Origin of the sequence: Altererythrobacter sp. Root672, from assembly GCF_001427865.1 — a bacterium.
In the GTDB taxonomy this organism is placed as follows: Bacteria; Pseudomonadota; Alphaproteobacteria; order Sphingomonadales; family Sphingomonadaceae; genus Croceibacterium_A.
The window spans coordinates 73,257-87,352 of sequence record NZ_LMHH01000003.1 but is presented as its reverse complement, the minus strand read 5'-3'; the positions used below and the strand labels follow the sequence as shown (position 1 = coordinate 87,352).

The 14,096-nt window shown below is 65.4% G+C and carries 15 protein-coding genes; 8 read left to right on the top strand and 7 right to left on the bottom strand.

Annotated elements, in window-relative coordinates; translation table 11 throughout:
- The first annotated feature begins 4 nt into the window (after positions 1-4).
- Positions 5-1,990, top strand: a complete 1,986-nt coding sequence (gene thrS, locus ASD76_RS14490; RefSeq protein ID WP_414826694.1) for a threonine--tRNA ligase — start codon at positions 5-7, stop codon at positions 1,988-1,990.
- Positions 1,987-2,427 (top strand): acetyltransferase, encoded by a 441-nt coding sequence (locus ASD76_RS14485; RefSeq protein ID WP_055924584.1) that lies wholly within the window; start codon positions 1,987-1,989, stop codon positions 2,425-2,427. The genes thrS and ASD76_RS14485 overlap by 4 nt, the downstream gene beginning before the upstream one ends.
- 13 nt (positions 2,428-2,440) lie before the next feature.
- Here the strand turns inward: ASD76_RS14485 and ASD76_RS18770 are convergent, their stop codons facing one another.
- From ASD76_RS18770 to ASD76_RS14475, 3 genes are read right to left on the bottom strand one after another with little or no spacing between them, the layout of a single operon-like run.
- Positions 2,441-2,563 (bottom strand): hypothetical protein, encoded by a 123-nt coding sequence (locus ASD76_RS18770; RefSeq protein ID WP_268760339.1) that lies wholly within the window; start codon positions 2,561-2,563, stop codon positions 2,441-2,443.
- A 35-nt stretch (positions 2,564-2,598) separates the two neighbouring features.
- Positions 2,599-3,582: an agmatine deiminase family protein gene (locus tag ASD76_RS14480; protein ID WP_055925866.1), complete on the bottom strand. Its 984-nt coding sequence runs from the start codon at positions 3,580-3,582 to the stop codon at positions 2,599-2,601.
- A gap of 4 nt (positions 3,583-3,586) precedes the next feature.
- The gene (locus tag ASD76_RS14475) at positions 3,587-5,254 is read right to left on the bottom strand and encodes a M28 family peptidase (protein ID WP_055925863.1); all 1,668 of its coding nucleotides are present in this window, start codon (positions 5,252-5,254) and stop codon (positions 3,587-3,589) included.
- 113 nt (positions 5,255-5,367) lie between these two features.
- Between ASD76_RS14475 and glnE the strand changes: the two genes are divergently transcribed.
- The 4 genes from glnE to ASD76_RS14455 all read left to right on the top strand — a co-directional run bounded on the left by glnE (position 5,368) and on the right by ASD76_RS14455 (position 10,118).
- Entirely contained in the window at positions 5,368-8,037 is a 2,670-nt protein-coding gene (gene glnE, locus ASD76_RS14470; protein WP_055924581.1) for a bifunctional [glutamate--ammonia ligase]-adenylyl-L-tyrosine phosphorylase/[glutamate--ammonia-ligase] adenylyltransferase, read from the top strand.
- Positions 8,034-8,507: a peroxiredoxin gene (locus tag ASD76_RS14465; protein ID WP_055924579.1), complete on the top strand. Its 474-nt coding sequence runs from the start codon at positions 8,034-8,036 to the stop codon at positions 8,505-8,507. Before glnE ends, ASD76_RS14465 begins: the two co-directional genes overlap by 4 nt.
- Positions 8,504-9,292: a ferritin-like domain-containing protein gene (locus tag ASD76_RS14460; RefSeq protein WP_055924576.1), complete on the top strand. Its 789-nt coding sequence runs from the start codon at positions 8,504-8,506 to the stop codon at positions 9,290-9,292. The genes ASD76_RS14465 and ASD76_RS14460 overlap by 4 nt, the downstream gene beginning before the upstream one ends.
- 181 nt (positions 9,293-9,473) lie before the next feature.
- The gene (locus tag ASD76_RS14455) at positions 9,474-10,118 is read left to right on the top strand and encodes a M23 family metallopeptidase (protein WP_235506771.1); all 645 of its coding nucleotides are present in this window, start codon (positions 9,474-9,476) and stop codon (positions 10,116-10,118) included.
- Positions 10,119-10,177: 59 nt separating this feature from the next.
- Here the strand turns inward: ASD76_RS14455 and galU are convergent, their stop codons facing one another.
- Complete coding sequence (gene galU / locus ASD76_RS14450) at positions 10,178-11,053, bottom strand: UTP--glucose-1-phosphate uridylyltransferase GalU (protein ID WP_156457747.1); 876 nt, start codon at positions 11,051-11,053, stop codon at positions 10,178-10,180.
- 139 nt (positions 11,054-11,192) lie between these two features.
- Here galU and ASD76_RS14445 point away from each other — a divergent pair, with 139 nt between their 5' ends.
- Complete coding sequence (locus ASD76_RS14445; RefSeq protein ID WP_055924566.1) at positions 11,193-11,435, top strand: hypothetical protein; 243 nt, start codon at positions 11,193-11,195, stop codon at positions 11,433-11,435.
- Here ASD76_RS14445 and ASD76_RS14440 read toward each other — a convergent pair.
- The 3 genes from ASD76_RS14440 to ASD76_RS14430 form a co-directional block, all read right to left on the bottom strand.
- The gene (locus ASD76_RS14440; RefSeq protein ID WP_055924563.1) at positions 11,429-11,665 is read right to left on the bottom strand and encodes a ribbon-helix-helix domain-containing protein; all 237 of its coding nucleotides are present in this window, start codon (positions 11,663-11,665) and stop codon (positions 11,429-11,431) included. The two genes, ASD76_RS14445 and ASD76_RS14440, sit on opposite strands and share 7 nt — an antisense overlap.
- 4 nt (positions 11,666-11,669) lie before the next feature.
- Entirely contained in the window at positions 11,670-12,392 is a 723-nt protein-coding gene (gene phbB, locus ASD76_RS14435; protein WP_055924560.1) for an acetoacetyl-CoA reductase, read from the bottom strand.
- 108 nt (positions 12,393-12,500) lie between these two features.
- Complete coding sequence (locus tag ASD76_RS14430) at positions 12,501-13,268, bottom strand: hypothetical protein (protein ID WP_162249676.1); 768 nt, start codon at positions 13,266-13,268, stop codon at positions 12,501-12,503.
- Positions 13,269-13,614: 346 nt separating this feature from the next.
- Between ASD76_RS14430 and ASD76_RS14425 the strand changes: the two genes are divergently transcribed.
- Positions 13,615-14,094 (top strand): DUF3576 domain-containing protein, encoded by a 480-nt coding sequence (locus tag ASD76_RS14425; RefSeq protein ID WP_055924554.1) that lies wholly within the window; start codon positions 13,615-13,617, stop codon positions 14,092-14,094.
- Positions 14,095-14,096 lie beyond the last annotated feature (2 nt).

Below are 14,096 nucleotides of genomic sequence, written 5' to 3'. Positions count from 1 at the left end.
CGAGATGCTCCAGATTAGTTTGCCCGATGGTTCCGTGCGTGAAGTAGCACCGGGTTCGACGCCTGCGGATATCGCCGCGGCGATCGGGCCGGGCCTCGCGAAAGCGGCCCTGGCCGCCCGCGTCAACGGCGAGCTGCGCGACCTTGCGCGACCGTTCGAAGGCGATGCGCAGCTCGCTCTGGTCACCTCGAGGGATGAGGCGGATGCGCTCGAACTGGCGCGGCACGACTATGCCCACGTTCTTGCCGAAGCGGTGCAGGCGCTGTGGCCTGACACGCAGATCACCTTTGGTCCCGCGACCGAGGATGGGTTCTACTACGACTTCGCACCCGGTGCGCGCGGGCCGTTCACCGACGAAGACCTGCCCACGATCGAAGCCAAAATGCGCGAGATCATCGCGGCAGACAAACCGCTGACGCGCGAGGCCTGGACGCGCGACCAGCTGATCGCCTGGTTCAAGGATCATGGCGAAAGCTTCAAGGCCGAATGGGCGGCCGAACTGCCGGCTGACGAAGAGCTGACGATCTACCGCTCGGGCAGCGACTGGCTCGACATGTGCCGCGGGCCGCACTTGCCCAGCACGGGCAAGCTCGATCCGCAGGCCTTCAAGCTGACGCGCGTGTCGGGCGCCTATTGGCGCGGCGACCAGAAGAACGCGATGCTCAGCCGGATCTACGGCACGGGCTGGCTCAACAAGAAGCAGCTCAATGAGCACCTCGTTCGCCTGGAAGAGGCGGCCAAGCGCGATCACCGCAAGCTGGGGCAGGAGATGGACCTGTTCCATCTGCAGCAAGAGGCGCACGGCTCGGTCTTCTGGCACCCCAAGGGCTACCTGATCTGGCGCGAGCTCGAGGCCTACATGCGCCGCGCGATCGACGAAGCCGGCTATCGCGAGGTCAAGACCCCGCAAGTGATGGACGCCCGCCAGTGGGAACAGTCCGGCCACTGGGGCAAATATCGCGAGAACATGTTCGTCATCCCCGACGAAGTCCCCAACGTCGAGGACGAGGGGCCGCTGGTATCCGACGCCGCCGACTGGATGGCGCTCAAGCCGATGAACTGCCCGGCGCACATCCTGATCTTCCGCCAGGGCATCAAGTCCTACCGCGACCTGCCGCTGCGTTTCTACGAGAACGGCTGCTGCCACCGCAACGAGCCGCACGGCGCGCTGCATGGCCTGATGCGCGTGCGCCAGTTCACGCAGGACGACGCGCACATCTTCTGCCGCGAGGACCAGATCGTCGACGAAGTGCGCAAGTTCTGCGCGCTCGCCGACCGGATCTACAAGGACTTCGGGTTCACCTATCACATCAAGCTCGCCCTGCGGCCCGACAAGCGCTTCGGCACCGAGGAGATGTGGGACCTGGCCGAAGCTGAGTTGCGCGCTGCGGTTGTTGCCGCCGGGCTCAACACCGAAGAGTACGGTTGGGGAGAGCTACCCGGCGAAGGCGCGTTCTATGCGCCCAAGCTCGAATGGCACCTGACCGACGCGATCGGCCGCACCTGGCAGGTCGGCACGATCCAGTCCGACCGCGTGCTGCCCGACCGTCTCGACGCGAGCTATATCGCCGAGGATGGCGAGCGGCACCGCCCGATCATGCTCCACCGCGCGATCTTCGGCTCCTACGAGCGGTTCATCGGCATCCTGATCGAGCATTTCGCCGGCAAGCTGCCGGTCTGGCTCGCTCCGGTCCAGGCGGTGGTGGCAACGATCGTCTCCGACGCCGACGGCTATGCAACCGAAGCCGCGGACAAGCTGCGTGCGGCGGGCATCCGCGTCGAAACCGACCTGCGCAACGAGAAGATCAACTACAAGGTGCGCGAGCATTCGGTGCATAAAGTCCCGCACCTGCTGGTCGTCGGCAAGCGCGAGGCCGAAGAAGGCACTGTCGCCCTGCGCACCCTGGGCGAACAGGAGCAGCGTATCCTTACCCTGGACGAAGCGATCACCCTGTTGAAGGCCGAGGCGACGCCGCCCGACTTGCGGTGAGCATTCGCTTCGGAGTTCCTGCAGATGTATCGCGCGCGTTGGAAATCTGGCGCGATGCGACCGATGCCACGCATGAATTCCTGACACCGGAACATCGTGTCGAGATCGATGCGATGTTCGCCGGTTGGCTTCCGGAAGCCGAGCTTTGGCTGGCGCTCGACGAACGCGAGCAGACGGTCGGGTTCCTCGCCATGGACGGCGACATGATCGACGCGCTGTTCGTCGATCCGGCGGTTCATGGGCAGGGCTATGGCACCAAGCTGGTCAATCACGCGCTGACCATGGCCCCAAACGCCACGGTCGATGCGAGCGAGCAGGCCTCGAACGCCTTGCCGTTTTATGAATCGCTAGGCTTCGTGCGCACGGGCGGCTCGGCGACGGATTCGCAAGGACGCCCCTATCCGCTGGTCTACCTGGCTTACGCGGGCAAGCCCTGAGGCCGTCCAGCTCTTAGAAGGGTAGTGCCGGCCCGGCGAGGATCAGCGCCGCGGCGCTGGCGAGGACGATCACCAGCCGCGCAATCTCTTCGCCATGACGGGCGGCGGTACGCGTAAGGGCAATAGCTTTGCTCATGTCAGGCAGTGTCCCCCCCGGAACTTAAGAAAGTCCTAAACCACCGTCGGTGCGTGCTGGCTGGCGCAGTGGAAGCTGCCCCCGCCGGTGAGCACGGCTTCGGCTGGCAGACCCACGACGGCACGGCCCGGAAACAGGTCGGCGATAACCTCGACGGCCTCGTCATCGTGATAGGAACCGTAGGTCGGCACCACCACGACCTGGTTGCAGATCGCGAAGTTCATGTAGCTCGCCGGTTCGACGATGCCGGCCTCGTCCATCCGTCCCGGCGAAGGCACGTCGCGCACCTGGAGCCCGAAATCGAGCGCCCGCGCCCGCGCATCGGCGTAGACCGAGACGTTGGGATCGTCGGTCCCGCTCGGCACCGGGATCGCGACGACACCCGGCGCGATGAAGCGCGCGAGGTTGTCGACGTGTCCGTCGGTATGGTCGCCAAGCAGTCCGTCTCCGAGCCACAGGATGCGGTCGAACCCGAGGTCGCGCTGCAGGCGCAGCTCGATGTCGGCCTTGGTCAGCTGCGGATTGCGGTTCGGGTGAAGCAGGCACTGCTCCGTGGTGACCACCAGGCCCGTGCCATCGGTGTCGATTGCCCCGCCCTCGAGGATCCAGTCGGCCATTGTCGCCGGCAACTGCCCGGCCTTTGCCATGGATGCGCCGACATCTTGGTCGCCATCGAGGATGAACTTGCCGCCCCAACCGTTGAAACCGAAGCGCTGCGCGAAGCGGTGCCCTTCGCCGTCGAAAAGCACCAACGGCCCGGAGTCGCGAATCCAGATGTCGCCGAAGGGGTGCCGCTCGCACACCACGCTCGCGCTCACCAGTTCGCGCGCCCGTGCCTCGTTGGCGGCATCCCGCACGACGAGGCGCACTTCCTGGCCGGTCTCCGCCACGGCGTTGGCGAAGGCCGCCATCTGCTCTTGCGCGGGGATCAGGTCCTGTTCCCACAGCGACCCGTCGGCGGGGAAGCCGATCCAGATCCAGTCCTGCTGGGCCCACTCGGCGGGCATGTACACGGTCATGGCTTCAACAGCCTCCTTCACCTTTGCAGCTGTCATCGCGAATGCGGCGGAACTCGTCGCCGGGCAGCCAGTTGGGCCACTTGTCGTCTTCGGCCAGCGTGCGGCCGAGGCGGTAGAACAGCTGCAAGTCCTGCACCACCCCGCCCCAGTTCCAGTTGGGATCGTACTCGTCGTCGGGCATGTGATAGGCCCGCTCGCGATAGGCAGCCTCGAACGCCCTCCCCGCCTCGCGACCACCGTCGACCAGGTCCTGCCCGCTCTTGACGTAGAACATCGGCACCCCGCGCTTGGCCAAGCTGAAGTGGTCGGAGCGATAGTAATACCCGGCCTGCGGCGAGGCATCGGGCGTAGCCACGCGGCCGAGATCCGCCAGCGCCGCCTTGAGGTAGTCGTCGAGCTCACTCTTCCCGCCGCCGATCACGCTGACATCGCGCGCCGGTCCGGCGAGCGACAGGGCGTCCATGTTGAGACCGCCGACGATGTGATTGAGCGGAACCGTCGGGTTGTCGGCGAAATACTCGGAGCCGAGCAGGCCCGATTCCTCGGCCGTCACCGCGACGAACAGCAGCGACCTGTCGGCAGGACCAGCCTTGGCATGCGCTTCACCGAGCGCGACGAGCGCCGCGGTGCCGGTGGCGTTGTCGATCGCGCCGTTGCAGATGTCGTCACCCGCGGCGTTCGGCGTGCAGCGGCCCAGATGATCCCAGTGCGCGGTGTGCAGCACGTATTCGTCGGGACGGGTCTTGCCCGGCAGCACGGCGACGACGTTCTTCGAATCGAACCGGCGGATCGCGTTGTCGAACCCGGTAGAGGCGGTGATCCCCAGCGGCATCGCCTTGAAGCCGGGCTTGCCGGCAGCGGCGATCAGGTCGTCGAGGTTCTTGCCCGCCGCCTGGGCGATCTCGCGCGCCACCGGCAGCTGCACCCAGCCGTTGACCTGCGTCTGGTCGGCCCCGCCGTCCTTGCGCACCGAGTGCGGCTGCGGGCCGGTCCACGAGCTTTCGACTGTGCCCCAACCATAGGCAGCGGGGAACGTGTCATGCACGATGATCGCCGCTGCCGCACCTTGGCGCGCGGCTTCTTCGAACTTGTAGGTCCAGCGGCCATAATAGGTCATCGCCCTACCGTTGAATTGACCTTCAAGCGTTTCGGACATGTAGTCCGGATCGTTAATCAGGATCAGCGCGGTCTTCCCGCGCATGTCGACCCCGGCATAGTCGTTCCAGCCCTTCTCCGGCGCGTTGATGCCGTAGCCGACGAACACGATCTCGCTCGGCGCCAGGTCAGCCCGCGGCTGTTCACGATAAGTAACGCCGACCCAGTCCTTGGCGATGGTATAGCCCTTGCTGGTGCCATTGCCGGCAATCGTCAGCGGCTTGAAGTTGCTGGCGGTGATCTCGACCAGCGGCACGTCCTGCACCCAGCTGCCGTTGTTGCCCGGCTTGAGACCCGCCTTGGTGAACTGCTCTACCAGGTAAGCGACCGTCTTTTCCTCGCCAGGAGTACCCGGTGCGCGGCCTTCGAACTCATCGAGGGAGAGGACGCGAGTACCCTCCTTCACCGTGGCTTCGGAGATCTGCCCAGCGGCGACCTGGGGAACGCTACCCCCTGCAGCCATCGCGCTGGCGGCAGCGGCGAGAGAAAGAACACCCGCACTAACAATCTTGAGCATGAGTACGACCTCGCTGGCTAGACCCATGCCTTTGGCAAAGCCGCCGCTCCGCCGCAACCAATGTCCCAACCATTAATCTTGCCCTTGTTGCCTGGCCCATGCAGTCAGGCCCGATGAGTACCGCATGGCAGAAAGCGATCGAACGGGCGCAAGCGCACTCCCCCTTCCTCAATCTGGCCCTGTCGCGCCAGCCCGACCTGACCGAGCTGCTCGCGCAGGGTGACGGCGAAGCGGCGATAGTTGCGGCACGGCGAGCGGGCGAAGGCGCGCCGGATGTGGGCGTCGCGTTGCGCCGGGAGAGACTTGCGCTCGCGACTACGGTCGCAATCGGCGATCTCGCCGGTGACTTCTCGCTGACGCGCGTGATGACCGAACTCAGCGGGTTCGCCGACTATGCGCTCGACCGGGCGATCACTGCGTCGATCGCGCGCCGGGTGCCCGACGCCGAGCCACGGGGTTTCAGCGCCATCGCCCTTGGCAAGCAGGGCGCAGGTGAACTCAACTACAGCTCCGACATCGATCCGATCCTGCTCTACGACCCGCAGACGCTGCCGCGCCTCGACCGCGACGAGCCCGGCGAAGCGGCGCAGCGCTATGCCCGGACCATCGTCGAAATGCTCAGCCAGCAGACCGGCGACGGCTACGTCATGCGCGTCGACTTGCGCCTGCGCCCCGCGTCCGAGGTCAGCCCGCTGGCGATCCCCTTCAACGGCGCGCTCAGCCACTACGAAAGCTCGGCCCTGGCCTGGGAGCGCGCGGCGTTCATCCGCGCGCGCGCGTCCAGTGGAGACATTGCCGCAGGCGAAGAGTTCCTCGCCGCGCTGCGCCCGTTCATCTGGCGCCGCAGCCTCGACTTCATGGCGATCGAGGAGATCCGCCGCCTGACCGCGCGCATCCGCCAGGCCTTCGGCGGCCCGCGCGAGCCGGCGCCGGGCTTCGATATCAAGCGCGGCCGCGGCGGGATTCGCGAGGTCGAGTTCTTCGCCCAGACGCACCAGCTGATCTACGGCGGCCGCACCCCGGCGCTGCGGCTGCGCGGCACACGGGCTGCGCTCGACGCCTTGGCGAAAGAGGGCATCATCGACGAGAGCGACGCCCGCATCCTCGGCGAGTCCTACGATCGCATGCGGATGATCGAACACCGGCTGCAGATGGTCGATGACCGTCAGACCCACTCCCTGCCGACCGACGAGGCCGCGCTCGACAATGTCGCCCGGCTCGATGGACTGGCGAACGGGGCGGAGCTGATCGAGGAGCTGCGCGGGATCTGCGCCCAGGTCGCCGAGCGTTACGACCAGCTGCTGGGTGAAGGCGAGCAGCCGACGAGCCCATCGCGCGCCGCGATCGATCCGGAAGTGCGGCAACAGCTCCAGGAACGCGCCGCGCACTGGCGCGAGACCATCCGCAGCCTCCGCGGCGCCGAATCGCGCGCGGCCTTCGATGTCATCCTGCCCGACCTGATCGACGCACTGGCCCAGGCGCCGGACCCCGACCATGCCCTGACCCGCTGGGAGAGCCTGATCGGCCGCCTGCCGAGCGCTGTGAATTTGTTCCGTCTGTTCGAGCAACGGCCAGGCCTACTCGCGCTCGTCCTGCGCATCCTCACTCTCGCCCGCCCGATGGCCGACGAACTGGCGCGCCGCCCGGAACTGCTCGACCGACTGATCGACAGCAGCGCGTTCGATCTGCCCGGCTCGGTCGAGGACCTCGCGGACCGCATGCGCGCAACCGACGTAGGCGACGACTACGAGCGCCAGCTCGACCGAATTCGCCAGATCGTCGGCGAGGAGCGTTTCGCCCTCGGCGTCCAGCTGATCGAGGCCCAGCACGATCCGATGGCCATCGCCGCCGGCCTGTCGCGTGTCGCCGAAGCGGCGCTGGCGACCGCGGCCGATGCAGCGAAGGCGGAATTCGAGCGAGTGCACGGCCGGGTGCCGGGCGACGACATCCTGGTGCTGGGCCTCGGCCGCCTAGGGGGCGGGGCGCTGACCCACGCCTCAGATCTCGACATCGTCTACCTGTTCACCGGCGAGATCGGCCTGGAGTCGGATGGCAAGCGCCCACTCACCGCTTCGCTCTACTTCAACCGGCTGGCGCAGCGCGTCACGGGAGCCTTGAGTGTCGCCACCGCCGAAGGGGCGCTTTACGAGGTCGACACCCGACTACGGCCCCAGGGCAATCAGGGGCCGATCGCGGTCAGCCTAGATAGCTTCGAGCGCTACCAGCGCGAGGACGCCTGGACCTGGGAGCACATGGCGCTATGCCGCGCCCGGCCGGTTTACGGTCCGGCCACGGCTCGCGAGCGCCTCGCCGGTATCGTGCGCGACGTTCTCGAAACCCCGCGCGATCCGGCAAAGCTGCACACCGACGTACTGGCGATGCGCGCCGACATGGCCTCGCACAAACCGCCCGCTGGCCCACTCGACGCCAAACTCCATCGTGGCGGGTTGGTCGATTGCGAGTTCATCGTCCATTTCCTCCAGCTGCGTGAACGCCGCGCCTTCAACCCCAGGCTCGTGGAGGCCATAGGCGAGCTCATCGACGCGGGCTTCCTGCCGCCCGAGTTTGCCGCCTATTTCGCCCTGCAGGCCCGCCTGCTGGTCGCGGCGCGCTTGCTGGCACCCGACTGCATCGAGCCACCTGCGCAAGCCCAGGCGGCCCTGGCGGCGGCTTGCGAGCAGCCGGATTACGCCCACCTCTTGCAAGCGCTGTCCGCCTCGCGCCATGGGATTGCCGCAACCTGGGCCGATCTGTTCGGCGAAGAATTGGAGATCGAACCATGAGCAACGTAGCTGGCGTAGGCGACCCTTTCCCCGACATCGCCCTCGAACGGCCCGACGGCAGCCCGGTCCGTGCTTCGGACTATCGCGGCCAAAAGCTGGTGGTGTTCTTCTATCCCAAGGACAACACCCCCGGCTGCACGGTCGAGAACAAGGACTTTTCCGACCTGCAACCGCAGTTCGAGGCGGCCGGCACGGCCTTGCTGGGGGTGAGCAAGGATCCGCCGGCGAAGCACGTGAAGTTCACCCAAAAGTACGGCCTGACCGCGCCGCTCGCGACCGACGCGGAAACCGGTGGCCTGTCGGATGTCCTGGGCGTGTGGGACCAGAAGAGCCTCTACGGCCGTCTGTTCATGGGCATGAAGCGAACCACCTACCTGATCGACGCCGAGGGGCGGATTGCCCGCGTGTGGGAGAAGGTGAAGGTCAAGGGTCACGCCGCCGAAGTGCTGGAGGCGGCCAAGGCGCTGTGACTTCCGTCGCCGAAGCGATTGCCAGCGCGCTCTCGACCGGCGAGCCCCGGGAAAAGGTCAAGGCGACCCGCGCCCTCGCCCGTGCCTGGCGACGCGGCGATCTGGCGTGGGATTTCGCCGCACCGATGCCGGAGCGGCCCGCTGCTGTTCCGGGGCTTGAGCTGTTGGCGCCAAGGCACATGGCCAAGCGAAAGAAGGGCGGCTCGCAACGGGCGGCCATCGCCCTGTGGCATTCGCTGGCGCACATCGAGTTCGTCGCCATCGACCTTGCGCTCGACATGGCCGGACGCTTCGGCGGTGAGATGGACCAGGAGTTCGTCGGCGACTTCATCGCGGTCGCGGCCGACGAAGCGATGCACTTCACGCTCATCGAACGGAAGCTGCGGACCCTAGGTTCGCACTACGGCGCGCTGCCGGTGCACGACGGACTGTGGCAGGCGGCCCATGAAACGAGGCATGACGTCGCCGCGCGACTCGCCGTAGTGCCGATGGTGCTCGAAGCGCGCGGTCTCGACGTCACGCCGCCTATGCGGGAACGCCTTCTGGAACAAGGCGATAACGGCGGCGCGCGAATCCTCCAGCGAATCCTTGACGACGAAATCCGGCACGTCGCGGCCGGGGCAAGGCACTTCAAAACGCACTGCCAAACGCGCGGCAATGCGCCGGAATCGCACTGGAAATGGTTAGTGAATCATTACTTCAGGGGGTCCCTGAAGCCTCCATTCAACGACTCAGCGCGTCTCGCAGCCGGTCTACCGCGCGATTTCTACGCCGGTGTTGCCTAGTTAACTTTCTCGCCCGTAGACCCTACTCATCGAGACGGCGGGGGGTTCCGACCATCTCAAAATAATTCAGTCCGGACCGGACATGAGCGCAATTAAAACAGTGCGCCAGCCGATTGGTCCGAAACGAAAGTCGCCGGTCTTGCGGAAAGCATGGCCGGTTTGGATGGGGAAAAACGGTCGCATGTTTTTCAAGCTCGGATCATTCCTTGGCCTTGCCCTCGCCCTCGTGGCGAATCCGGCTCAGGCCAACGAAACGGCTGCCGCGACGCAGATTACAGGCGCGGTTGACGCCCAGAACGCGGCCACCGGCACCGGCGACCGCGAATTTGCCGAACTCTTCGCCAGCTGGCGTTCGATGGACACCACCGGCATCGCCACCGCCCCGCGCACCAAGGTGTCGATCCCCTCGATGATGCCGGTGAACGGCGTCACCATGACCAGCGACTATGGCATGCGCGTCCACCCGGTCCTGGGCGGCCGCCGCAATCACAAGGGTATCGATCTCGCCGGCCCGATGGGCACTCCGGTCTACGCGACCGCCGATGGCGTCGTTTCCCGCGCCGAGCGCTTCAGCAGCTACGGCAACTACATCCAGATCGAACATGGCGGCGAACTTCAGACCCGCTACGCGCACCTTTCGGGCTACGCAGTTGCCGCTGGCGAGCAAGTGACCAAGGGTCAGCTCATCGGCTACATCGGCACCACCGGCCGTTCGACTGGCCCGCACCTGCACTACGAAGTCCGCGTCTCGGGTGAAGCGGTCGATCCGCGCCCCTACATGCTGGCGCAGGTTGCGGTCGGCCAGGGCGGCCAGGGCGGCGAATAAGATCTCAGCTTCGAACGAAGATTGAAGAAGGCGCCAACCGGCGCCTTTTTTGATGGCGGCTACCGCGCGAGCAGGCGCTCCGCCATCTGCCGCACTTCGGCACCGATGTCCTCACGGCCCAGCGACAGCGCCAGAGTGGCTTCGACGAACCCGATCTTGCTGCCGCAGTCGTAGCGGTCCCCGGCAAAGGTCACCGCGTGGAACGGCTGCTCACCGATCATGCGGGACATGGCGTCGGTCAGCTGAATTTCGCCACCGGCACCCTTTTCCTGGTTTTCGAGCGTGCGCATGACTTCGGGCTGCAGGATATAGCGCCCGGAGATGATCTTGTTCGAAGGCGCCTGGTCGACCGGCGGTTTCTCCACCAGGCCGAGCACTTCGGTCAGCGCGCCCTGGCTCGCACCGGGATCGATGACGCCGTAGCTCGACACCTCTTCCCGCGGCACTTCGAGTACCGAGATCAGGTTCCCGCCGACCTCGTTATAAGCCTCGACCATCTGGGCCATGCAGCCCGGTTTCCCGACCATCAGTTCATCGGGCAGCAAGATCGCGAACGGCTCGTCTCCGACGATCGATCGCGCGCACCAGATCGCATGGCCGAGGCCGAGCGGGACCTGCTGGCGCACTGTCACCAGGTTGCCGGGCGTGAAGCGCGTGGAATCGAGCGCCGAGAGGTCCTTACCCCGTTCGCCCATGGTGGTCTCTAGTTCATAGGCAATGTCGAAATGTTCGACCAACGCCGTCTTGCCGCGGCCGGTGACGAAGATCATCTGTTCGATCCCCGCCTCGCGCGCCTCGTCCACCGCGTACTGGATCAGCGGTCTGTCGACGATCGGCAGCAGCTCTTTGGGAATGGCTTTGGTCGCGGGCAGGAACCGGGTTCCGAGGCCTGCGACGGGGAACACCGCCTTGCGGATGGGTTTGCGGTTGCTCACTGTGCGTCTCACTATGAAGCGTTGAACATCGCGGTCAACCTAATTGGGCGTGCCGTGAGACTAGACGAGACTGGCATAAGATTCGGTGAACCTTCGCCTCTTTTGCGCGTTTGGCGTGGGCAGAAAGGATGGTTGCATCATGGGACTTATCAGGTTGGCCGCACTCGGAGTTCTGGGCTTCGTCGGTTACAAGTATATGGAAAAATCGAAGAATAACGGTCGCGCTGCCTTCGCGAATGACCACCCGGTTGACGATAACTTCGCCCAAGTGCGCGATGCCGGCCCCGAGGCCATGGGCGACAAGCCCCGGCGCGAATGGACCGCGGCTGACCAAGCAAGCGACGAGAGCTTTCCGGCCAGCGATCCGCCGTCCACTTATTGACGGGCGAGCTCTACGGCTAACCAGATCCGGATAGCCCCGGCCAAGCCCGGCGGATCATCGACTGCGATCCGCTCCACGTCGATCCGGGCGACGAGGGCGTTGATAGGAACGCCCTCGCGCTCGGCCGCGGCTTTCAGCAAGGACCAGAAATAGGGCTCGAGACTGATCGAGGTCTTGTGACCGGCGATCTCTACCGAGCGCTTGACCGGGGGGTGGTACGGCGTAGCCACCCGTTCAATACATGTGCTGGCCGCCGTTGACCGACATGGTCGACCCGGTGATGAATCCGGCGTCTTCCGACGACAGGAACGCAACCGCGCGAGCGATCTCTTCCGCGTGGCCAAGGCGCCCGACAGGAATGCGAGCGACGATCTTTTCGAGCACCGCTTCCGGCACGGCGGCGACCATCTCTGTGTCGATATAGCCCGGGGCGATGGCATTCACGGTAACGCCGAACCGCGCCCCTTCCTGCGCCAGGGCCTTGGTGAAGCCATGGATGCCGCTCTTCGCCGCGGCGTAGTTGACCTGGCCATATTGCCCGGCCTGGCCGTTGATCGAGCCGATGTTGACGATCCGGCCCCAGCTACGGTCCTTCATGCCCGGGAAGCAGGCCTTGGCCATGTTGAAGCATCCGCCAAGATTGATCCGCATGACGTCGTGCCAATCCTGGAAGCTCATTCTCAGGAGGGTCCCGTCGCGGGTGATGCCGGCATTGTTGACCAGGACATCGATCGGGCCGACCTCCTGCTCCACACGTTTGCAGCCTTCGAGCACTTCTTCGTGCTCGCCCACGTCCCAGCGGTAAGCGGGTATGCCGGTTTCATCGGTAAAAGCGCGGGCCTTTTCTTCATTGCCCGCATAGTTGGCGACGACAGTCAGGCCATCGGCCTTCAACGCTTCGCTGATCGCTCTGCCAATTCCGCGAGTTCCACCGGTAACGATTGCAACGCGTGCCATGTCCGCTCCCTTGCCTACTGGATTCCCCAGACCTTAAGCCGGGTCCGGCGGCACGCAAGGAAAACCCCGCCGAAGCGGGGTTTTGCCGCGCGCTACTTCTTGAATGGCTTAGAAGCGGAACTGGGTTCCGACGTAGACTGCTTGGTTGTCCTTCGCCGGGGCGGCAGCCACCGGAGCGAGACGGTCACGTTCCTGCGAATACCGCACACCGGCGGTAACATCGAGGTTCCGCGTCACGCGATAACCGGCGCCGATGTCCACCATCTGGTCTGCCCGCGAATCGATGGTCCGCGGGGTAGAGCCGGTCTTGGCCTGCTGTTCCATCTCGACGCGCGGTGCAAAGCGGCTCTGCTCAACCTTCTCGGTCGCGGGCTTAATCTCGACCAGGTCAGGAATGCTGGCGTCCGAGAGCGTGTTCGAAATACGCGCCGGCGACGGCTCCGGCTTGGCGAAGTTCTGATATCCGCGCGAAATGCCGAGATTGTAGCGTGTCGGCGCGATGCGGGCACCGGCGTCGCTGGCAACCTGGTCCAGCGCCGCGGCGATGGCACCGCGCACCGAAATCGCGCGGGCTTCGTCCGCGTTCACGCGTACCGCAACCGTCACAGAGCGGCTGCTACGTTCGGCCACGCCAGCAGGCGTGAAGCGCATCAGGCGGGCCCCGCCATCGGTGTGCTTGGCCACGAAGGCGGCGAGCTGAGGATCGACCGAAGCGGGGGTAAGGGTGACGAAGCTGCCACCCGTGACGAGACGGGCATCGTTGTCGAGCGCGCCGAGCGCAAGCCCGGCAGTCGGCAACCCGGCGCACACGAGCACGCCAGCAGCAGCTATCGCTGCCCAGCGGCTCCGTTTGCGAGTGGCCATCTTCTTCGACACGGATTCCAGCCCCGTTTTCCCTGTTAACTCTATAACGCCAGACCACCTGAATGGTGCCTGACGCCCGCGAACCAGCAGCCTGATGAATCGGCTGCGACTCGCCTCACATCTGTGAAGGTATGCTACCCGCAGTTGGTTTGCCAGCAAGAGCAACCCCTTGGCGCCGCTTTTCGCAGAGTGTTGCAGAGGCTCAACAATAGCTTAACGCAGACGCGAAGGATTAAGCTCGCGTTCACGGGCCGATGTCCTTGTTCAGGAGACACGCGTGGCACCTTGCCGCTTGCCCATCACGGGCTATAGAGCGCACTCGGATCACGCGGGCCCGTAGCTGGATTTAGGACCGAGAATGGCATTGCAGACCACCACCGTCACGTATCTTCGCCGGGATTCTGTCCAGGCTTGCGCTCGCGGCCTGACGCTCGGCGCACTGGCGCTCGGCCTAGCGGCCTGCGGCATGACCCAAGAGAAGCCCAAGGCTGACCTCGCGGCTTCGCAAGTCACTTATATCGGGGTGAATTCCTACCTCTGGCGCGCCAGCCTCGAGACGCTGTCGTTCATGCCGCTGACGCAGGCCGACAGCTCGGGCGGAGTGATTGTGACGGACTGGTATTCCAATCCGCAGAACCCGAATGAGCGGGTCAAGGTTTCGGTCTCGATCCTCGACCAGGATCTGCGCGCCGACGCGCTGCGCATCGCGGCGAGCCGCCAGGTTCAGCAGGGCGGAACCTGGGTCGAAGCGCCTGTGCAGGCGGCGACCGTGCAGAAGCTCGAGGACATCATCCTGACCAAGGCACGCGATTTGCGCCGCGCCGCGTCGGCTGGATGACC